The organism is Providencia rettgeri (genome assembly GCF_023205015.1).
GTDB lineage: Bacteria > Pseudomonadota > Gammaproteobacteria > Enterobacterales > Enterobacteriaceae > Providencia > Providencia rettgeri_E.
The window spans coordinates 1,589,683-1,611,030 of the sequence record NZ_CP096258.1 but is presented as its reverse complement, the minus strand read 5'-3'; the positions used below and the strand labels follow the sequence as shown (position 1 = coordinate 1,611,030).

Genomic DNA, 21,348 nt, shown 5'->3' with positions numbered 1-21,348 from the left:
AAATATTACTGTCGATGCTTAGGCATAATATCTTGGTTCGGTACTAGAAATAACCATGATGCGAGAACAAATGGCATCGTTAAGGTCGGAATACCAAATGGTTCAAGAATTATGTCGAGTGCCCCTTGAACAAATACGGTAAATATCACACCAACGATGGCATAGACGACCACGCGATAGCTCGGCTTATTAAAGGTAGAACCTAAAGCAATTGCAGTTAATACAGCACTAAACGAATATAACCCAGTATGAATACTCGCAAAGTCACCTTTTAAAAGAGTTGCAACAATAAAGGCAAGAAGAGAACCAAATACAGCAAATATCGCTGCCCATATAGAACTAACCGCTAGGCCAATGACAAAGATGATGCCAACAATCATGCTACTAAGTAAAAAAACTTCAGAAATACCACGGAAAACATCAGCAACCAGATCGCTATGTGGAATTAACCCAATAGGTTCAATAAGTTGTTTAGGTAGTGCAGGAGTCGGTAATGCAACGCCTTCAATACCTAAGAAGTTGTAACTCGCAAGCAAAATAATCCATGATACTAAAACAAAAGGCGCTGTTAGTGCTGCAACTTTCCAATTCTTAAGAAAATCCATTAAAGAGATAGTCGCTATAACCGAAACGATGCTCCCCAATACGATAGTTACCCAAACAAATGGGGCATTCTCTAAGAAAGTCGGTAATGCAACCCCCACTAAACAACCATTGTAACCATAAAGCCCCGAGCGCAACGATTCAGTATCTAATTTACTAATATAAGCTGTCAGCGTAGCGACAACCGTACCTAACAAACAGCCTAAAGCGACTTGTGGCATTCCTTCTAAAAACGCACCGATGAAAATCGCAATAAAAAATAGAAGTCCGGTTAGTGCGTTATTTTGAAACATAACTTGAGCACATCCACGCAAGACGACATCAATAAATTGAATCGTCATATTTTCGCTGGCTAACTTATTCCAAGCGTTCTGATTTATTACTTTTTCCATCCTATAATTCCTTAATAGGAATATCAGTAGAGGATTTATAAAAATCACTCTACTGATAATATATTAATAAATTACCTTGATAACCTAGCAGGTTATTTCAGTCATTTTATGACAATCATTACCACGATGTATTAAATGCAATAAAATACATTTAATACATCGAATCATATTTAACGCCATAAAAAAGGCTCTTGTAGCGAAATACCTAATATTTCTTCTCTCGCTATTTGCCAAAAATACCTAACAGCATCCTTTACTTTTGGACTATCAACACCCAACGCTTTAAATATTAATCCACAATCATTCGGTAATTGAGTTGCACCAAAAGCAATTTCATTTTTCGGGTCATATATCGCATCTAGACGTTCTAGAATACGTTCATGGTGAATTTTCGGTGTCAATAAAATCACATTGCCAAAAGTATCGAAGCTATCCATAACTGCAGTAATATTTAGCGGTGATTTTTTTGGCTCTAAAATGTATTTCTCAACAAACAGTTCTTTATTGGACGATGACTCTGCTCGAATATGTGATGAGAAAACATCAAAGCCAAACTGTTCATCAGGATGATGATACTTTCGTCCTGACATCAATATTTCTGAGTAAATCATCGTTGCACTTGGGTGAATATTAATCCGCGTGTCAGTAATAAACCGAGAATTACGGTGAGGAATGATAGGATCGGGTAAATATTCTAAATACCCATCCTCCTCAACAATAATATTTTGGTACTGAGTAGCATAGTTCGCTTCCATCATATGAACTTTGGTCGCAGATTGCGTTGTTACATGAGCACAAGCACCCTTTTCAACTATAATATCAAGAGCTTGTCTATCGCCTTGTAATAAGCTACCAGAGGTAGAGATCATAGTGACGCAGGGTAGCTGGGGCATCAATTCATCCCAATACAGCGCTTTTTGCACTAAAGAGGGAACACGACGCTCCATTTCCACCAGCTCACTACGATATTCACCCTGAGCAAACCTTAATTTTAAGTAACCACTTTTACCAACTGCACCACTTTGCATTTGCTTCGGTTCATCTTGATATGCGGCGAGTTCAGGGGCATTGCTACCTAAAATATGAGCTTTAACACGCGCTGGAGTATTTGCTATATCAGCCCTGAAATTCGTCATCTTTACCCCCTTGGAACTTGGTGCGTAAAGAGGAATTTATCCATGATCATATCAACTAGCTCAACAACCCCTTCTCCTGTTTTACAGTTAGTTAGTACGTAAGGACGGTCCCCACGAACGACTTTAGTGTCATGCTCCATCACTTCAAGGCTAGCACCAACATACGGCGCTAAGTCAATCTTATTAATAACTAAAATATCAGCTTGTACTAAGCCTGGGCCATTTTTACGTGGAATTTTTTCACCTTCAGCCACATCAATAACATAGATGTAAAAGTCCGCGAGTGCAGGGCTAAAGGTCAATGTTAAATTATCTCCACCGCTTTCAATCATGATCACGTCGCTATCAGGGAAACGTTCTTCCATGTCTTCAACTGCAGCAATGTTCATACTTGGGTCTTCACGTACCGCAGTGTGAGGACATGCCCCAGTTTCAACACCTAAAATTTTCTCTTCATCAAGAATACCTTTCAAGGTGCGTTTTACTTGTTTCGCATCTTCGGTCGTCACAATATCGTTTGTGATGATTAGTGGTTTAATGCCTCTTTCAATAAGGATCGGGGTGATCACCTCAATAATTGCCGTTTTTCCTGAACCAACAGGCCCACCAATTCCAATCCGAGTCATTTTTTTCATCGTTTTTCCCCAAAATTTTTAGTTGTTCGCTAATTCATAAATAAACGAACAAACGATTTAGTGTGTACCGCAGCTAAGACATCAATAACAGGAACATATGAGGACATTTGCTCTATATCACCACAGGCTGCGATGTCACAAAAAGCCTTAATTTCTTCATTTAATTCAAAAAGAATATGCTGTGTTTCATAGTGTGTGATACGCATTAATCGCATCGCAGCACTTAAGATTGTCATGGCAATACCATATTGGTGCATCACAACAACATCTCTTTCGGTGATCCCCTGTACCGCCATAACAATGGCTTGTATGACCGGCTGGGTCCCTGGAACCTCATTGGCTTTAATTTTTGCAAGCCACCCACTCACTTGTGGGTCATCAAAAATATGAACTGAGATTTCAGCGAGTTTTTTTCCCATTCGAGTCGTCATTATTCGCGCTTCTTCATTCAACTTGCGATTATGCACTGCCCAATCAATCTTCGTTAATGCGTCATGATCTTGTGCAAGAATGGCACGATGTGCCGCCACAATCGCAATGCAATCTGAATGAGCTGCGACCTTCAAAGACGTGTGAACAAAGGATTTCAACGTTTCTTTGTCGTGGACAACACCTTTTTGAATGGCGGATTCAACCCCATTTGAAAATGTGAACGCACCAACTGGTAGCGCTGAATCACCAAATTGCATAATTCTAATTAGGTCAGATGCTTCCATATCACTTTCCTTACTCATGAACACGAACGTTATTTGTGTGTATGAGTGTGGTCATGATGGTGATTATGACTGTGATCGTGCCCATGGCTGTGATCATGACTGTGGTTGTGTCCGTGGATCTGTCCTAACTCCACATGAACATGCGTATCCGTTTCCTCTGCACCACCAAATAATAAGCGTGCTTCAGAGTGACTCAATTCAGGTAAAATGCTTTCACCCTTCACAAAGGCAAATGTTTCTTCACCGAACCCATGTGTACGCATCACTGATCCCATCACTTTTTCACTTACCGTTAATGGCACGTAAACAAGATCCCCCTTTAAAACAGCTTTCCAATGTTGGTTTCCTAAAGCATGCCCTAATTCAAAACTAATACGAATATGCTCTTCTGTGCTTAAGTTTTTCAGATGGGATAAATTGACCATCATGACGTCACGTAAAGAGATCTGAACTACCGTCATTGTGTTGGTGGCTTCATCAAATAGCAGAACGTCGCCATCCGATAACAAGACGTTTCTGTCCAGCGCGATACCCAAGTCTTGGCCTTTTTCCGTATTTTTTCGACAGCGGCTTTTCTGTGCTTCTCGTTGATCAAGAATCAACGTATCAACATCGGCATTTTTCTGGCGTGCTTGCCACACTGGGTCTTTTTTAACATTGCCAAGAATATGTTCAATAATGATCATAATATTACCTTTTATGTTAATTCTGCCCACCACTGGCAGGCAGATAATCCAAACATGTACAATTAGCTAAAGAAATAACGTTGATTCATTGCGGCTTCGCTAATCGGCTGGCAAGTTGCATGTTCACCATTCACTTTTACAGCAAAAGTTTCAGGATCAACTTCGATATTTGGTGTTTCACCGTTACGCACTAAATCACGCTTCCCGATTGCTCGGCAGTTATTAACAGCAATCACTTGGCGTTCAAGATCTGCTTTTTCTTTAATGCCATCATCTAATGCGGCTTGTGAAACAAAAGTCACACAAGTGTCATTAACAGTTTTACCCATCGCACCAAACATTGGGCGATAGAAAACTGGCTGTGGTGTTGGTAAGGAAGCATTTGGGTCACCCATTGCAGCCCAGTTGATCATGCCACCTTTAATAACCAGTTTAGGTTTAGCCCCAAACATACGCGGGTCCCATAATACGAGATCAGCCATTTTCCCAACTTCAATCGAACCTAAGATATGGCTGATACCTTGAGCAATTGCTGGGTTAATAGTGATTTTTGCCACGTAACGTAGAACACGGAAGTTATCATTTCCCGGTGCATCTTCAGGTAGTTTGCCACGAGAAGCTTTCATCGCATTGGCAGTCTGAACAATACGTAACCAGTTTTCACCCACACGTCCCATTGCTTGTGAGTCACTTGAGAACATCGAAATAGCACCCATATCATGTAGTACGTTTTCTGCTGCAATGGTTTCAGGGCGAACACGGCTTTCTGCAAATGAAACATCCGACGGAATATTTGGGTTCAAGTTATGACATACCATAATCATGTCAAATAACTCTGATTGGCTGTTAACACCGAACGGTAATGTTGGGTTTGTTGAGCTTGGTAATACGTTAGGTTGGCTAACAACTTTAATAATATCAGGGGCATGTCCACCACCAGCACCCTCTGTGTGATAAGTGTGGATAGTTCTGCCTTCGAATGCTTCGATGGTATCTTCAACATAACCACCTTCATTCAAACTATCTGTATGCACAGAAATTTGTACATCAAACTCATCAGCAATACGTAGCGCATGGCGGATAGCGTTCCCTGTTGCGCCCCAGTCCTCATGCACTTTCAGACCCGCTGCACCCGCAACCAATTGTTCTATCAATGGTTCGCGCGTATAAGAGTTGCCTTTCCCTAAAATACCCACGTTAATTGGCAAGCCTTCGATTGCACGTAACATAGAACGCATATTCCAAGGACCTGCGGTTACTGTTGTACCGTTAGTTCCATCGGTTGGACCAATACCACCGCCAAAGAAGGTTGTCACACCGTTGGATAACGCCGCATAAGCTTGTTGCGGAGAAATTAAATGGATATGAGTATCAATACCTGCAGCTGTTAAAATTAAGTGTTCACCAGAAATAGCATCTGTTGATACCCCAACAACCATGCCCGGTGTAATGTTATCTTGAATATTTGGGTTACCACTTTTACCAACACCAACGATTTTACCCGCTTTAATCCCCACATCCGCTTTAATCACGCCTAAACGCGCATCGACGATGGTGACGTTAGTAATTACTAAATCTAAAACACCATTATCGCTAGTGAAAGTATTATTCGCGCCCATACCATCGCGTAAAGATTTACCACCACCATAAACAGACTCTTCGCCATATCCACGTAAATCTTTTTCGATTTCAATATATAAGTCAGTATCGCCTAAACGAATTTTATCGCCAACTGTTGGCCCGAATAAACCGTTGTATTCTTGTCTAGAAATTTTTGGCATGTTATTTACCTTAATGTGAAGAAGGTGAATTGTTATTTATCATTGCTGACATCTAATGCGCTTACTGTTCCTTATGCTTAAAACCACGAGCAATTGCTTTATTTAAGGCGATTGCTTTAGCAGGACGTTCAGTAGCGGCAACGTTATCACCCGCCCAACCATCAACAAGGTTATTAAACCCATATACACTTTGTTTTCCGCCGTAAGGGATCAGTGAAACTTCTACTTCATCACCTGGCTCAAAACGAATTGCCGTTGTAGAGGCAATATTTAAACGCTTACCGTAAGCCGCTGCACGGTCGAACTCTAATGCATGGTTAACTTCAAAAAAATGGAAGTGGGAACCAATTTGCACTGGCCTGTCGCCCGTATTACGAACTTTAATTTTTGTTTCAGGTTTACCGACATTGAACTCAATAGGATCATCAGCAAAAATAACACCACCTAAAGGAGTCGGAACTTTAATGTCTACTTTTGAATTACTCATGATTCACCTCTCCTTCATTTATTTAATCGGATTGTGGACTGTCACTAAACGAGTACCATCAGTAAAAATCGCTTCAACCTGCACATTTGGAATTAAGTCTCCTACACCATCCATTACGTCTTTTTTTGTTAAAACAGTCGCTGCTTCTTTCATTACATCTTCAACAGTTTTACCATCACGAGCCCCTTCAAGGGCAGTGACTGTAATAATGGCAACAGCTTCTGGATAATTTAATTTCACACCACGTGCACGACGTTTTTCAGCCACATCTGCGAGTGTATAAACCATCAATTTTTCAATTTCTCTTGGGGTTAATTGCATAACGCCTCCTCAATTGATAAAACTTAACATTGTTAATATTGATAAATAATCATTTTCCGAGCTAATACTCGCTATATTTATAAAATATAAATTGAATTAAACATCTAATAACGACAAATTTAATAAAACTCTAACCAATCAATATTCCAATTTAATTAATCAAAATAAGACAGGATATATATTGGCTATTCCTAATATTTATTTTTTATTTTTTATTTTTTATTTTTTATTTTTTATTTTTTATTTTTTATTAGTCCAATTCATAAATTGTTGTTCCGGCAAAGAATTCCATAGAGATTGAAACCATTTCCCGCCTCCGCCTTGCTTTAATCTTTCACTACTGAGTACTTCTTCTAAAACACCATTACGTAATAACGCAATGCGATCAGCGAAACGAACAGCCATTGCAAGGTCGTGAGTAACCCACAAAACACCTTTACCATCAAAGCAAAGAGATTTGATATGTCGTAGAAGTTGCATCGCATGTTCATCGTCTAGCCAAGATGAAATTTCATCCGCAAGAATATATTCAGCTTGGGAAAGTGTCGCGCTACAAGCCAGAACTCGTTTTGCCATTCACCCGGAAAGCTTATTGGGATAACTATGGATTAAATCTGCTTGTAAATTATATTGTTGTAAGTGCAACGCGACGTCATGCATTTGAATATGTTTCCCACTTAAGATAGCGGCACGTTCAAGTTGAGGTCCTATCTTAATAAGAGGGTTTAATGCGCTAACCCCTTGAGGGATATAGCACAATGAATTACCGCGATATTGTTTTTTTGACTTTTCTGTTAACTGACGTCCATTTAGCACAATATCACCACGGCAACGCATATTTTCAGGTAACAAACCTAAACTGCTTTGCAGTAGTAAACTTTTCCCTTCCCCACTTCCTCCTACCAATGCAACCATTTCACCTGGAACCACATCCAATGAAATATCTTGTAAAAGCGGAGACCACTGTTTTTTGCCTAGCCAGCGAAATTTCGCAACATCAATCGTAAGGTTATCAAAACTTAGCATCAATCGCTCCTCAACCATAATTGTTGTACTGCTTTAGCAAATTGATCGAATAACAGCACTAAACCAACTAATGCGATGCCCGGAAACATGGCTAACCACCATGCTCCTGTGCTCAAGTAACGCAATGCATCGGAAAGTAAAATGCCTAACGATGCTTCATGTGGAGACAAACCAAAACCCAAAAAACTCAGTGCTGCACTGTGTAGTATCGCATGTGGGAACATCAATAATGTCCCCACTAACCATTGTGAAAGGATCATCGGTAAATAGTCATATCGGCATCGGTAGAGCGCACTATTTCCAATCCGTTTCGATAACATGATGTAATCTGTCTGCTGCACTCGGAGCAACTCGGAACGTAAAATCAACGTCAACTTTGGCCAGTGTGTCAACGCAACCGCCCAAATTACGCCCACTTTGCCACCACCTAATGTAAAGCAAATCAATATCAGCAATAACAAGTGAGGTAGTGCTAATAACGAATCAATACATCCACGTATAACATAATCCATCGTCTTACTAAATGAGGATAAACTTGCCATCACGAGGGCTATCGCTCCGCTCGATACCGCTGCAATGGTGCCAATTTGTAAGCTGGTCGCTATTCCTTGGAATACTCTGTCCCACAAGTCTCGACCTAAATTATCAGTACCAAATAAATGTATCCACGATGGCGCTTGCCGGCGATCGAGTAAATTCACTTCCACATCAGTTTGGGAAAGCCATGCAGCATAAGCCCCTAAAGCGAATAAGCACAACAAGGAAATAACTAACTTAATTAAAGCCTTATTTGGGTTATAAGTCATGGCTCTCGGAGTACCCCTTTATTCACGCTCTTGAGCATCATGTCAGAAATGCTGTTACTAAAGAAAATCACTACCGCACATAACATCACGATCCCCATTAATAAAGGGATGTCACCCCGCAAACCCGCATCAATGGTTGCTTGCCCTAAGCCTGGGTAAGCAAACACCTTTTCTGCTAGCAATGCACCACTGAGCAATTCTCCCATTGAAGCAAACTGTAAACATATTGCGGGTGTAATCGCATGCTTTACAACATGAAAGCTAACCATTGGCCACCCTTTATCCCCTTGTGCTTTCGCATAGTGGATAAACTCGCTGTTCATCACCTCAGCAACTTTCGAACGAGTATGCAGAGCTATATTACCAATACCCAACATCCCTAGAGCCACTACAGGTAACACAAGATGATGCACTTTTTGTGACAATGTTGATGTTTGTTCATCTAAGCCTATAGGCCAAGCGCAACAAATTGGCGCCCACTGTAATGAAACGGCAAAAAGTGACAATAAAAGTAAGCCAACCCAAAAAACAGGAATTGAAGCCAATAAATAAGATAGTGTTGAAATGGCTTTATCCGGCCATCTATTTAGGTAACGCCCGGCTACCAACCCTAAACCAAAACCCATCACTCCAGAAAATAGCCATGCCGATAATAACAAAGCTAATGAAGGCGCTAACCTATCAGCAATAACTTGTGAAACAGGGGTGTTATAGAGCATGGAGTACCCCATATCACCTTGTAATAACTGAGAAAACCAATGCCAGAACTGCATCCATAATGGCTGATCAAGCCCCCAACGAGCTGCAATCAATGGATATTGCTCGGGGGGAACATGCATTAAATCATTGCCAATGTAGGCTTTAATTGGGTCTATTGGTGAATAGCTTAGGAGAATAAAAACCCCAAATGCCGTCACTAATAATAAACAAATAAACCGCAATAAAAGCCTGATGGTTGTCCGCATTATTTACAGGTCCACGCCCAATCATCCACATTATTCAATACTGACCATGAACCATGAATTTCAGGTGCTCCCTTACCTAGCTCAACACAGTTATTCAATAAATAAAGATGTTGTACGTTCATTAACCAAGCCCAAGCGGCGTCACCTTGGATACCTGTTCCTGTTTTGCCATCCCAATCCACTTTCTGCCAAAATGGAATTGCTGCATCTTGGTCTGGCTGACGAAGTGCTTCTTCTATCACCTTATCGACTGCTGGATTTTTGTAGTAACCCGCGTTATAGAACCCCACACCAGCGGCTTTACTGCTGTAGTTATGAACCAGTTCCATCGGGTCAAGACTCCCCCACCCAAACAATGTTGGATTGGCATGCATGTACTTTTCCACGGTTTCCCAGCTGCCTGATTTTAAATCCATCTCAATACCAATTGGCTTTAAGCTAGCCCTTACGGCTTGAGCTAAATCACGACGAGTGCTGTCACCACTGGCGTACCAAAGCGTCAGTTTCGCCACTTTGCCACCTTTTTCTCTTAAGCCGTCTTTATTCAGCTTCCAGCCAGCATCTTCAAGTATCGTTTTTGCTTTTTCGACATCTCCATCTTTGAATGAAGATTGAGGATTATTCCAAGGTAGGCCTTCAACGCCAGTATATGCGGGGATCGCAAAACCTTCTAATACCGCATCTGCTAATAGCTTACGGTCAATGGCGTAGTTGATCGCTTTGCGAATAGCAACATCGGAAGTAATGTCGTTACCAATTGGGTCGCCTGATGCATTTTTTTCTCCCGCAGGTGGAATTGGGAAGGAAATCCCTCGGTTTTCAACACTGTGACGCTCAATCAACCTCATGCTTTTCACATCTTTTGCATTACTCGCCACGGCTGCAGGAATACGAACAATATCTAATTCACCACTTTGAGCGGCAGCAAAAGCACCATCTTCATTCAAGAAAACAAAAACCATTTTATCGAAATCGTTTTTAGGCCCCGCATAAAATGGGTTTCTTTCAACAATTAATTGCTGACCTGGTTGAAAGTTCACTAAGCGATAAGGACCTGCTCCGATAGGATTATGAGCGTATTTTTTCGCATCATATTTATCCGCAGAAACAATCCCTAATGAACCTAATACGTTAATAAAGGTACTTTGTGGAGCAGATAGAGTCATTCTCACAGTAGATGGGGTGATTTCCTCTGCTTTCGCAAAGTTCCCCATATCGACTTTTCCACCACTTTCGGCGGCGTTGTTATAGGTAAAAACAACATCTTTTGCGGTTAATGGGGAGCCATCGGAAAATTTTAGTCCGTCTTTTAATTTTAACGTCCACTCTTTACCGTCATCTGAATGCTCATATTTTTCAAGCATATAGCTGTGCCATGATAAATCAGCTTTTTGTTTTAATAATGGACTATGCAAAAGTAAATAGCTGCCGTGGCTCCAACCTAACATCGGATCAAACCCTTCGGTTGGCTCAGAGCCAATCGCTAGACGCAAAGTTTGTGGTTGCTGTATATCGGTCGCAGCATTTGCTCCCATCGATAGCCCCATAAAACAAATAGCCTGAATAGCTATTGCTATCTTCTTTTTCATATACCCATCCTAAATTACCAGTTGTATTTAGCTGCTATCCCAACCGATGGTTCAAATAAACCCACCAATTAGGATAAACTGCAAGAAATAATATATTTGATAACTAATCTGCTTTTTCTCGATATGCATCTTCATCAAATTCAACGGTATCTAAATTGTCACCAACAGCACTTTGGTCAACTCTGGCTGGCGTAAATTTATTGATTATCCAAAGAATTAAGATTGTAAAGACAAAGGACCAAATACTGGTAAAGACAACGGCCACAGTTTGCTTCACAATTTGCATTCCGTTTCCTTCAATTAACCCTGCTGGCCCTTTCGCATTCCAAACCGTTGATGCAAATACACCGACTAAAATCGAGCCTGTAATACCACCAATACCGTGCACACCGAATACATCTAATGCATCGTCTAAATGGCGTCGGACTAAGAAAACACAGGTATAACAGACGATACTGGCAATAACCCCGATAATTGCCGCAGAACCAATTGAAACATAACCTGAAGCAGGTGTAATCGTGGCTAAACCTGCTACTGCACCTGTTAAAAAGCCGACAAGTTTAGGTTTTCCTGTATGCAAGCGTTCAATAATAAACCAAGTAATTGCTGCAAATGCAGCCGCAATATCGGTAGTAATAAACGCCGAAACGGTTACGGTGTTGACTTGCAGTTCAGATCCAGCGTTAAAACCATACCAACCAAACCACAATAAAGCCGCGCCAAGTGCAATATAAGGAATATTATGAGTACCATCTGACTTAACGACTCTTTTTCCTACATATAACGCCGAAGCTATTGCAGCGAAGCCTGCTGTTGCGTGAACGACAATACCACCCGCAAAATCAACAACTCCCCATTTAGCAAAGATGCCATCTGGGCTCCAAACCATATGAACGAACGGTGCATAGACAAATAATGTCCATAAGGTTAAAAAGATGAGATAAGCAGGGAAATTAACTCTATTTGCGAAAGCTCCTGTAATCAAGGCTGGGGTAATAATCGCAAACATCATTTGATATCCAAAATGAACCAGTATTGGTAAGCCGCCATCATTACCGGTATACATCGTTTGAGGACTTATATTATTCAAGAATGCATAATAAAATGGGTCGCCAACAATCCCATTAATCGAGGGACCGAACGATAATGAATAACCAACCACGAACCAAATAATTGCCACCCACCCCATAGAAAAGAAACTCTGGGACATAATGGTAATAACACTTTTACGAGAGACTAATCCACCATAGAAAAAAGCAAGTCCAGGAGTCATTAGCATAACAAGACTTGTACAAAGCAGCATAAATGCTGTATTTGGGACATCCAATACTGCAAGTATATTATTCATTAATTAATACTCTCCAATGAATGTATTCATATTTAGAATATCGAAATAAGTAATAATTATTTCATATTTATAGCAGTTTAATAATTGTTTATATATTTAAAGTGAAATTACTTAGTTGTCTATTTTCATAATATAACATTCAGTGAGATAATCAATAGAATTATTAACCATAACAAAAATAATGAGTTGTTCATTTTAACGTTTAAATTTTAATATAAGATAGTCAATAATAGATAGTATTAGTAGATTAAACTTTAACACTGACGAAGCGTTAAAGTTTAAATTAGCTATTTAAGACTAAACGTCGTCGAGGTTGAGAGTGGCGCATAGATAAAAATTTTAAACTGGCATACCAATCAAACACAACGATTTGTTATTAAAGAAAAAACCATCAAAAGAACTCACAACAACCACAGTTTGTCGCTTTATGAAGATCAGCCGCCAAACCGATTACAAACGACAAGATACATCTAATAAAAAGAGAAGTCAGAAGATATTATTATCTGTTTAGTGAAATCTGGCACATTTTTCATCCTCTATTAAGAGTTCGTCGTTGCACTTTACTTTCAAACAAAACGATTAATTATTGGATATGAACGATTATTTTCTTTATTAAAAAAATATCGATTATTAGTTCCAACTAAACGAAATTATCATATAACAACATTACGTCATCATTATTTTCATCTGCATCCAAATTTAATTAAGCCAGAATTTACTCCCACGCAACCAATACAATCTTGTGTCGCTTATATTACCTATTTATCGACTCATGAAGGCAATATTTATTTAAGTTTAATTACAGATGCTTATTCATAAAAAGTTTGGGATATCATTTAGATGGCAACATGAAAATGAAGACGGTGAAGAAATCGTTGCTCTAAGCATTAAAAAAGACATTCAAAAATACCATCGTTCCATCATTACGATCGTTAAAATGAACAGCAGATTCAGTAGAAGGTCTAAGCAGCCTCTTTGAGTTCATGATATTTTTTTCTAATGTTAAATAACCAACCTTTGAATGGCATTGATGCCCCCCATATGTACCACCTAAAGGGGGTAGTTTTCAATAGACGCTAGTAGATGTTGGAATAATGGAATTTAGTTGGAATGCTTGATTGCTTGTTTTTATAACTTTAGGGGATTGAAAGACTTTGGAAGACGTTACTAGAAGTGAAGATGGCGGAGGAGGAGAGATTCGAACTCTCGGATGGTTTCCCATCGGCGGTTTTCAAGACCGCTGCCTTCAGCCGCTCGGCCACCCCTCCGCAATGACGTGCACTATAAACATCCTCTCATTGGATGTAAACCCCTAATTTGGTCGTTCGCTTTAAAAATATACGGCCTTCATACTGTTAGATGAAAATATCGACATTCTAACGACTTTACTTGGGTTACATCCCAATTTTTGCTAAATTTACGTTCTAATTTTATTTGAGTTGAATAAGAGTATGTTGGTTTTTAATAATCAAGAAATAGAAACAGATGCACAAGGCTACCTGCTTGATAGCCAACAATGGAGTGAAGATTTAATCCCTTTACTCGCGCAGCAAGAAGATATTGAAATTACCAATGAACACCTGGAAATTATCCGTTTCGTCAGGAACTTCTACTTGGAATTTAATACCTCACCGGCTATTCGTATGTTGGTTAAAGCAGTTTCCCAGCAGTTTGGGGAAGAAAAAGGAAATAGCCGCTATTTATACCGGCTATTTCCAAAAGGCCCAGCTAAACAAGCCACTAAACTTGCTGGCCTGCCAAAACCGGTGAAATGTATTTAATTTCTTACTAATAGCGGACACTAAAGTCCGTTATTGGCTCTGCCTTCCAATTTTCGGTGAAAAAATGGTCTATTTTGGCGCCTGGGGGACCACCCGCTTTCAGCCACTCATCAACAAATTCAATATCTTGCTCTGAGCCATAAACGGCTAGCTTAACACTGCCGTCATCCCGGTTACACACAAAGCCTTTTATGCCATTCTGATTAGCCCAATGATAGGTCTGGTAACGAAACCCAACCCCTTGAACACGACCATAAATATAAAAATATCGACCTGATGTAATCATGTGAGCCTCCATTGTCAGAGCATAATGTATTGATACCTTCTTTTAACAGTTGTTTTTTATTCATTGAACAGATAATCTGCTAAATGAGGCACTGCTTTTGATCGTTACGTATAAAGACAGTGTATTGCGTTATTGATAATTGTCTATATCTTAGCTTGAAAACGCGTAGCACTGCCCATATATAGTTTGAAGTATAAGCAAGGCTTTTAGGAGGTCGCTATGATGATCACCAGTAAATATGGAATCGGGCAACAAGTTCGGCACAAACTTCTCGGCTACTTAGGCGTCGTTGTCGATGTAGACGCTGAGTATTCGCTCGAACAACCACATGATGATGATATTGCCGCTAACAGCACACTACGCGATCTACCTTGGTATCATGTTGTTATGGAAGATGACAATGGGGATGCTGTTCATACTTATTTGGCTGAAGCTCAAATTACTTATGAAACCGTAGAAGACCATCCAGAGCAACCCTCAATGGATGAACTAGCGGAATCCATAAGGTCTCAGTTGCAAGCACCTCGCCTTCGCAACTAACCTTCAAATATTGATAGTGTTATTTATGAACGCAACCGTAAAGCAGCTAGCTAGCTGCTTTACTTTTTAGTATTAAAAGCAATTTATTTTTCAAGACCTAATGCTGGGATTTCTTGTTTTGGACATTTATCCATAACAAACTGTAAACCAGCGCGCAAAGCAATTTGTTGGGCTTCTTCGCTAATCACCCCTTTTTGTAACCACAAAACTTTAGCTTTCACTTCAACTGCTTCTCTGGCTACTCCTACAGCCGCTTCTGCATTACGAAACACATCGACCATATCTATTGGCTCGGGTATATCACTAAGCTTCTCATATACAAGCTGCCCTAATAAGGTTTGACCTGCCAATTTAGGGCTCACAGGAATAACGGTATAGCCTTGATGTAAAAGATATTCCATGACTTCATAACTCGGCCTATTGACCTTATCACTCCCTCCCACTAAAGCAATTGTTCGAACACGCTTTAAAATTTCAGCAATTTCTTGATCTCTCATCAAAATATCTCCCAAAACCTATAAACTATTCATTAGCATTATGATATATGTTGTATATCTTTGCTCATTCAATTTTTAAAGATGTCTATCTCGCATCTTACTTAAGGGAATATAATGGAATCAACAACCCGTAAAATTACAGCCTCAAAAAATATTGCTTTGGTTGCCCATGACCATTGTAAATCTTCACTATTATCTTGGACTAAGACAAATAATGAACGGCTTCAAGCTCACAATTTATACGCAACAGGGACTACAGGCAAATTAATCAGCCAACACACTGGGTTGCCAGTCACGAGTATGCTAAGTGGCCCTATGGGGGGAGACCAGCAAATAGGCTCAATGATCGCTGAACAAAAAATCGACCTCTTGATTTTCTTCTGGGACCCTCTTAATGCTGTACCTCATGACCCTGATGTTAAAGCATTGCTACGTTTGGCTACAGTTTGGAATATTCCTGTCGCGACCAACCCTGCAACTGCTGATTTTTTAATCACGTCACCCTATTTTGATAATACGATAGACGTCGTTATCCCTGATTATCAAAGCTATTTAAATAAACGAACTAACTAATCTATCAATGTGAAGTGCCAGAACGTTCTAGCACTTCATCGCTCCTCATTTCATAGGTCATAATATCGCTTTACGGTTTCTTTTGCTTTGGAACGCCCAATTGTTTCAGTTCATCCGCAAATTCTGACGGTTTTTCTGGGTTATAGAGTAACCAAACTTGCTGCTTAGCCCGTGTTAATGCGACATACAGTAAACGTCTTTCTTCTGCGTGATCAAAATCTTCTGGTTTAGGCAATAAAGCTCGTTCAATGATTGATTCGCGTGCAGGCGCAGGGAAACCATCCTTTCCGCTATTCAGACCACAAATGATCACATGGTCTGCTTGCTGCCCTTTTGATGCATGAATAGTCATAAACTGAATATTTAATTTTGGCCAACGAGTTTTAGCTTTATCTAAAATATCAGGTTTTAAATAATGATAACGGGCTAGCACTAATACCGTTTCATCATCAAGCACATAGCCGCTCATTTTGTCCAATAAACGTTCAAAGGCATCCTCACAAAGAAGAACAACCGATTTTTTATTCCCTTTAGTTAAGCTATTCAATGGCTTATCTAGCTGCATAGGATTTTGTAAAATAAACTGGTTAGCTACCTCACCAATACGTTCATTAAAACGATAAGTGGTATCTAAAGCGCAAAGTTCTCCAATACCAAAGTTATGTTCAAACGATGTTGTTAAGTCTAATTCTGCACCACTAAACCGATAGATAGCCTGCCAATCGTCTCCAACAGCAAATAACGTCGTTTGCTTATTCTGCTGTCGTAGTACCTGCAATAATTTAGCTCTTAGAGGCGAAATATCTTGGAACTCATCGACTAAAATATGTTTCCATGGGCTAATAAAACGCCCTTTTTCTAAAATATTAATGGCCTGATGGATTAATCCAGAAAAATCAATTGCACCTTCATCTTTCAATGCGCTTTTCCACACTTTCAATAACGGCGCCATTAAACGAATACGCTTTTGGAAAAGTCCCCTTATTTCTTCTTCCGCATTATCAATCATGTCCTTCTGGCTACCCCCATGCATACGCATTAAGCTTAGCCAGCGGTCTAACCTAGTAACCACTTTATTGCTAATTTTTTCGTCTTTCCAAAACTCACCGTCTGGAATTTCCCACTGCAATTCTTCAGAAAGCCATTCTCGCCAGCCTTTTGCTTGCGCTTTCTTTGCTGAACACTGCTCTCGCCATTCATTTAATAATAGCGTTTGCCGTTTTTGAGTATCAGTTTCTAACTCGCTAATTACTGGCGATTTTTTACTGCCCTCACGGATAATGTGTAATGCAAGCGCATGGAAGGTTTTTGCTTCAATGTCATCTTGTTGTAGTCGTGAATGAATACGCTCATTCATTTCATCTGCCGCTTTGCGACCAAAAGCTAGCAATAGGATTTGTTCTGGCTCTGCCAAGCCTCGCAAGATTAACCAACCAGCCCTAGCCACGAGGACGGATGTTTTACCACTCCCAGCCCCTGCTAGCACTAATACATTATCCTCACCATTAATCACAGATAAGGACTGTGAATAATTGAGTGGTGATGTTTCTACTTGCTGGAAAAAGTCGTGATAACGAACTAAAACAGACTCACACCAGTGATCGTTAATTTGTTTTCGACATTCTTGACCGCTATTCAGCCAATTCAGACACTCGTGATATTGTGCTACACAATTTTCAAATAATGAAAGGCGCGCCAAAGGCATAGGTAGCGATGAGAATTTTTGTGATATTTTATTTTTTATTTCAGTCAATTGGCGCAACGTTAACCAATGGTCGTGTTGCGTCAGTTGTTCAATCGAATGAACTAATTCAGCCAATACGCTAGCACTGACTAGGCTCATTTCAGTGCTCCACTGTTGCCATTTTTCATTTAAATAATGGTAAAAGCGCTGAGTTTGCTTCCATTCAGTACCGTGTAAACGAACAACTTGTTCATTTACTATTTCAAATTCTAACTCCCCCCAAACAATCCCTCTCTTACAACGGATATCAATGAGTTCATTAAATGGGATAAGATATTGGTGGTTTTCACCACTCACTTCAATACCTGCGTTGAGTAAGCGAACCCGATTGTAGGGATGCTGAGCCAGACGCTTTCCAATCTGTGTTGATTTCAGTTCCATACATCCTGCACCTGAGAAAATCAATGACAAAAATACGGTTGGCTTGATTCCAAACGGTTTTTTATTCCTTGCAAACAAGCTATCCTATATAGACTAGGGCTTGTCTTACCTTTGAGGTACTTTGTGTTAACACTGCTTACCAGTTATCGTCGTGTGCTATATAACAGCCATATTTTATATTATATCCGAATCTTTATAGCCCTGACAGGCGCAACCTTAGTGCCATGGTTGTTAAACCAAGAGCCTAAGACCACTATCCCACTTACTTTAGGTGTGGTCGCTGCTGCACTGACTGACTTAGATGATAGGCTAACTGGTAGAATAAAAAATTTAATTATTACACTTTTTTGTTTTTTTATTGCATCCGTTTCAATTGAACTGCTGTTTCCATACCCTTTATTTTTCTTTTTTGGTCTCGCCTTTTCCACATGTGGTTTTATTCTTCTCGGTGCTTTAGGGCAGAGATACGCAACCATCGCATTTGGTGCACTGTTAATTGCTATTTATACCATGCTCGGTGTACCCATATTTGATACTTGGTACCAACAACCTGCATTATTACTCACAGGGGCAATTTGGTATAATATCTTAACTTTGATTGGCCATATTTTATTTCCTGTTAGGCCACTACAAGATGCAATAACCCAATGCTATCAGCAACTTTCAGCTTATTTAGATGCAAAAGCTAACTTATTTGACCCTGACTTAGAAGATGACTACCAACGCTCTGTTTATGATTTAGCGCTAGTAAACAGTCACTTGGTTAGCACCATGAACCAAGCAAAAATTGCATTACTGAGTCGGTTAAAAGGAGACCGAGGACAAAAAGGTACCCGAAATTCACTGCATTATTATTTTGTTGCCCAAGATATTCACGAACGAGCAAGTTCATCTCACATACAATACCAACAACTTAGCCGTACTTTACGTCATTGTGATATTTTATTTCGTTTCCAACGCCTATTAACTATGCAAGCGAGAGCCTGCCAGCAAGTTGCTCAATCTGTTTTATGGCGTAAACAATACCAACATAACCCTCGTTTTGAGCGCACTTTCGCTTACATTGAAAAATCGCTACAGCTTCTAAAGCAGCAATCGCCTGAGCTCCATGAAATTAAAGCGCTGTACAACTTACTTAAAAACTTAAAAGGAATTGATGTTCAACTTAAAGGCCTGAGCCTTGAGCAAAGTGCATGGCAGCAAAATAATAAACAAATAGAACAGTTATCTGACGAATCGTTATCAGGTATTCGTGATATTATTTCACGCGTTAAACACCATTTAACCCCGAAATCTTCTTTATTTCGCCATGCGGTCAGAATGTCAATTCTCCTTTGTACTGGCTATGTCATTATCCAACTATTTGATATGGAAAGAGGATATTGGATATTACTCACTAGCTTATTTGTATGCCAACCTAACTACAGCGCCACTAAACGCCGTTTGGCTCTACGTATAATAGGCACTATTGTTGGTATTCTCATTGGCTTACCTTTGCTGAATTTAATCCCTTCAATGGAAGGCCAGCTCACGCTAATTGTTATTTCTGGTTTACTGTTTTTTATGTTTCGCAGTAGCCAATATGCCCAAGCAACCTTATTTATCACACTACTCGTCTTGTTTTGTTTTAACCTACTCGGAGAAGGGTTTGACGTTGCACTGCCACGGATCATTGACACATTAATTGGTTGTTTTATTGCATTACTTGCCGTCAGCTTTATTTGGCCTGACTGGAAATTCCGCCAACTCCCCCAAGTCATTCAAAAAACTATGGATAGCAATTGCCGTTATTTAGATGCTATTTTACAACAATATTACCAAGGTAAAGACAACCGCCTTGAGTATCGAATTGCACGTAGAGAGGCACATAATAACGATGCTGAATTCGCTTCTATTGTGTCCAATATGGCATCGGATCCTAAGTCTTATCGAATCACTCAAGAACAGGCTTTTCGCCTTCTCTGCTTAAACCACACTTTACTCAGCTATATATCTGCATTAGGCGCGCATCGTGAAAAAATGCAAAATGAAGATAACCTTTCACTACTCAACGATGCTATTTGCTATGTTGAATCATCGCTACAAATCACCACCATTGACCCGCTCGTCATTGATGAAAAATCAGATAAACTTCGTCACAGTCTATTACAGCGGATAGATAACATTTCAACCAGTGATGACGAAAAAACTTTACTAATCATGGAACAAACTAAATTATTGCTCGAGCTGGTCCCTGAAATAAAACAAATTATGCGAACTATTAGTGCATCATAATTATACCGATGAGCGGGTATTATAATTCTAAATACCCGCTCATTCTTATATTGCATATTATAGTATTAACTATATTAATAATAACCGTGGTTTTGCGCGAGTTTAAGCTGACGTCAATTCAAAACTATTATACCAAGTAATTAGCTCTTGCTTGATATCCTTTGGTAAAACCGCACTATGACACCCTTCTATTGCAGCCGCTAAGCCTATGAGTAACTTAATACTAGGGTTATTCCTACCATGCTTTTTTAGCTTCATAAAACAAGCCTTTGCGCCCATCATACGCAAATCATCAACGTGAGATACACCGATTTTCCCTAGTGCGCGCTCAACTGACATATTCATATTAGGTAAATCTTTTATTCGCATAGTTATTGATTGTTTTTGTTTAAATTCTTCAATGGCTGAACGGTACGCCAACTCAATATATTGGAGAAACAAAGCCTCGTCATGCCAAACTTGTTCCGAAAGTTGATAATAACGCATTTCCAGTGGAATACCCTTTTTACTATAAACTAGCCGGTTAAACCCTAAGGATTCAAAATGGCTTCTCGCAACTAAACAGCCACGCAAATAAAAGCCGCCATCAAGCACTAACCCCACAATTGCATCATCGACTAATAGACAAAACCCACCAAAATGGTTTTTGCGCTTTAATTCGCCAAATTGACTTAACAAACGGGACAAATAAAAAAATTTTTCATCTTTTGACAACATTACTAAACTCCTTTTTAGATATGCTTAATTTTCATCCTTGAGAAAATTAATTTTATAATTTCTT

General features: G+C 39.7%; 20 protein-coding genes, 1 tRNA gene and 1 pseudogene. 4 read left to right on the top strand and 18 right to left on the bottom strand.

Annotation, left to right across the window (positions count from 1 at the left end; all coding sequences use genetic code 11):
- Nucleotides 1-5: 5 nt before the first annotated feature.
- The 14 genes and pseudogenes from yut to M0M83_RS07165 form a co-directional block, all read right to left on the bottom strand.
- On the bottom strand, nucleotides 6-995 hold the full coding sequence (yut, locus tag M0M83_RS07230) for an urea transporter (protein WP_248468033.1): 990 nt from the start codon (nucleotides 993-995) through the stop codon (nucleotides 6-8).
- A 170-nt stretch (nucleotides 996-1,165) separates the two neighbouring features.
- Nucleotides 1,166-2,131 (bottom strand): urease accessory protein UreD, encoded by a 966-nt coding sequence (locus M0M83_RS07225; protein WP_248468032.1) that lies wholly within the window; start codon nucleotides 2,129-2,131, stop codon nucleotides 1,166-1,168.
- Nucleotides 2,132-2,133: 2 nt separating this feature from the next.
- Nucleotides 2,134-2,766, bottom strand: a complete 633-nt coding sequence (ureG, locus tag M0M83_RS07220) for an urease accessory protein UreG (protein WP_125892750.1) — start codon at nucleotides 2,764-2,766, stop codon at nucleotides 2,134-2,136.
- A 29-nt stretch (nucleotides 2,767-2,795) separates the two neighbouring features.
- Nucleotides 2,796-3,482, bottom strand: coding sequence for an urease accessory protein UreF (locus M0M83_RS07215; protein ID WP_125892707.1), 687 nt, complete (start codon nucleotides 3,480-3,482; stop codon nucleotides 2,796-2,798).
- A 29-nt stretch (nucleotides 3,483-3,511) separates the two neighbouring features.
- Nucleotides 3,512-4,168 carry an urease accessory protein UreE gene (ureE, locus tag M0M83_RS07210; RefSeq protein WP_125892705.1) on the bottom strand — a complete coding sequence of 219 codons (657 nt, stop codon included), beginning with the start codon at nucleotides 4,166-4,168 and terminating at the stop codon, nucleotides 3,512-3,514.
- Between the two features lie 62 nt (nucleotides 4,169-4,230).
- A complete protein-coding gene (locus tag M0M83_RS07205; protein WP_004256069.1) occupies nucleotides 4,231-5,949 on the bottom strand; it encodes an urease subunit alpha in 1,719 nt (572 codons plus the stop codon).
- A gap of 61 nt (nucleotides 5,950-6,010) precedes the next feature.
- Nucleotides 6,011-6,436 carry an urease subunit beta gene (locus tag M0M83_RS07200; protein ID WP_125892701.1) on the bottom strand — a complete coding sequence of 142 codons (426 nt, stop codon included), beginning with the start codon at nucleotides 6,434-6,436 and terminating at the stop codon, nucleotides 6,011-6,013.
- 18 nt (nucleotides 6,437-6,454) lie between these two features.
- Entirely contained in the window at nucleotides 6,455-6,757 is a 303-nt protein-coding gene (locus tag M0M83_RS07195; RefSeq protein ID WP_004256079.1) for an urease subunit gamma, read from the bottom strand.
- A 240-nt stretch (nucleotides 6,758-6,997) separates the two neighbouring features.
- Nucleotides 6,998-7,783, bottom strand: a pseudogene (locus M0M83_RS07190) (ATP-binding cassette domain-containing protein).
- The gene (locus tag M0M83_RS07185; RefSeq protein WP_004256081.1) at nucleotides 7,783-8,589 is read right to left on the bottom strand and encodes an ABC transporter permease; all 807 of its coding nucleotides are present in this window, start codon (nucleotides 8,587-8,589) and stop codon (nucleotides 7,783-7,785) included. Before M0M83_RS07185 ends, M0M83_RS07190 begins: the two are co-directional and overlap by 1 nt.
- Nucleotides 8,586-9,554 (bottom strand): ABC transporter permease, encoded by a 969-nt coding sequence (locus M0M83_RS07180; protein WP_125892697.1) that lies wholly within the window; start codon nucleotides 9,552-9,554, stop codon nucleotides 8,586-8,588. The genes M0M83_RS07185 and M0M83_RS07180 overlap by 4 nt, the downstream gene beginning before the upstream one ends.
- Complete coding sequence (locus M0M83_RS07175; RefSeq protein WP_248468426.1) at nucleotides 9,554-11,101, bottom strand: ABC transporter substrate-binding protein; 1,548 nt, start codon at nucleotides 11,099-11,101, stop codon at nucleotides 9,554-9,556. The genes M0M83_RS07180 and M0M83_RS07175 overlap by 1 nt, the downstream gene beginning before the upstream one ends.
- Before the next feature lie 145 nt (nucleotides 11,102-11,246).
- A complete protein-coding gene (locus M0M83_RS07170) occupies nucleotides 11,247-12,491 on the bottom strand; it encodes an ammonium transporter (protein ID WP_248468030.1) in 1,245 nt (414 codons plus the stop codon).
- A 1,180-nt stretch (nucleotides 12,492-13,671) separates the two neighbouring features.
- A tRNA-Ser gene (locus M0M83_RS07165) sits at nucleotides 13,672-13,759 on the bottom strand.
- A 183-nt stretch (nucleotides 13,760-13,942) separates the two neighbouring features.
- Between M0M83_RS07165 and M0M83_RS07160 the strand changes: the two genes are divergently transcribed.
- Entirely contained in the window at nucleotides 13,943-14,272 is a 330-nt protein-coding gene (locus M0M83_RS07160) for a TusE/DsrC/DsvC family sulfur relay protein (RefSeq protein WP_125892692.1), read from the top strand.
- 7 nt (nucleotides 14,273-14,279) lie between these two features.
- Here M0M83_RS07160 and M0M83_RS07155 read toward each other — a convergent pair whose 3' ends face one another.
- Nucleotides 14,280-14,558 (bottom strand): acylphosphatase, encoded by a 279-nt coding sequence (locus M0M83_RS07155; RefSeq protein ID WP_185746919.1) that lies wholly within the window; start codon nucleotides 14,556-14,558, stop codon nucleotides 14,280-14,282.
- Between the two features lie 219 nt (nucleotides 14,559-14,777).
- Here M0M83_RS07155 and hspQ point away from each other — a divergent pair, with 219 nt between their 5' ends.
- Nucleotides 14,778-15,098 (top strand): heat shock protein HspQ, encoded by a 321-nt coding sequence (gene hspQ / locus M0M83_RS07150; RefSeq protein ID WP_004256095.1) that lies wholly within the window; start codon nucleotides 14,778-14,780, stop codon nucleotides 15,096-15,098.
- 83 nt (nucleotides 15,099-15,181) lie between these two features.
- Here hspQ and M0M83_RS07145 read toward each other — a convergent pair whose 3' ends face one another.
- Nucleotides 15,182-15,595, bottom strand: coding sequence for a CoA-binding protein (locus M0M83_RS07145; protein ID WP_248468028.1), 414 nt, complete (start codon nucleotides 15,593-15,595; stop codon nucleotides 15,182-15,184).
- Nucleotides 15,596-15,709: 114 nt separating this feature from the next.
- Here M0M83_RS07145 and M0M83_RS07140 point away from each other — a divergent pair, with 114 nt between their 5' ends.
- On the top strand, nucleotides 15,710-16,168 hold the full coding sequence (locus tag M0M83_RS07140) for a methylglyoxal synthase (RefSeq protein ID WP_125892687.1): 459 nt from the start codon (nucleotides 15,710-15,712) through the stop codon (nucleotides 16,166-16,168).
- Between the two features lie 70 nt (nucleotides 16,169-16,238).
- Here the strand turns inward: M0M83_RS07140 and helD are convergent, their stop codons facing one another.
- A complete protein-coding gene (gene helD / locus M0M83_RS07135) occupies nucleotides 16,239-18,293 on the bottom strand; it encodes a DNA helicase IV (protein WP_248468026.1) in 2,055 nt (684 codons plus the stop codon).
- A 123-nt stretch (nucleotides 18,294-18,416) separates the two neighbouring features.
- Between helD and yccS the strand changes: the two genes are divergently transcribed.
- Nucleotides 18,417-20,567 carry a YccS family putative transporter gene (gene yccS, locus M0M83_RS07130; RefSeq protein WP_125892683.1) on the top strand — a complete coding sequence of 717 codons (2,151 nt, stop codon included), beginning with the start codon at nucleotides 18,417-18,419 and terminating at the stop codon, nucleotides 20,565-20,567.
- A 102-nt stretch (nucleotides 20,568-20,669) separates the two neighbouring features.
- On the opposite strand, the gene M0M83_RS07125 is transcribed toward yccS, so the two are convergent.
- Complete coding sequence (locus tag M0M83_RS07125) at nucleotides 20,670-21,284, bottom strand: TfoX/Sxy family DNA transformation protein (protein ID WP_125892681.1); 615 nt, start codon at nucleotides 21,282-21,284, stop codon at nucleotides 20,670-20,672.
- Between the last annotated feature and the right edge of the window lie 64 nt (nucleotides 21,285-21,348).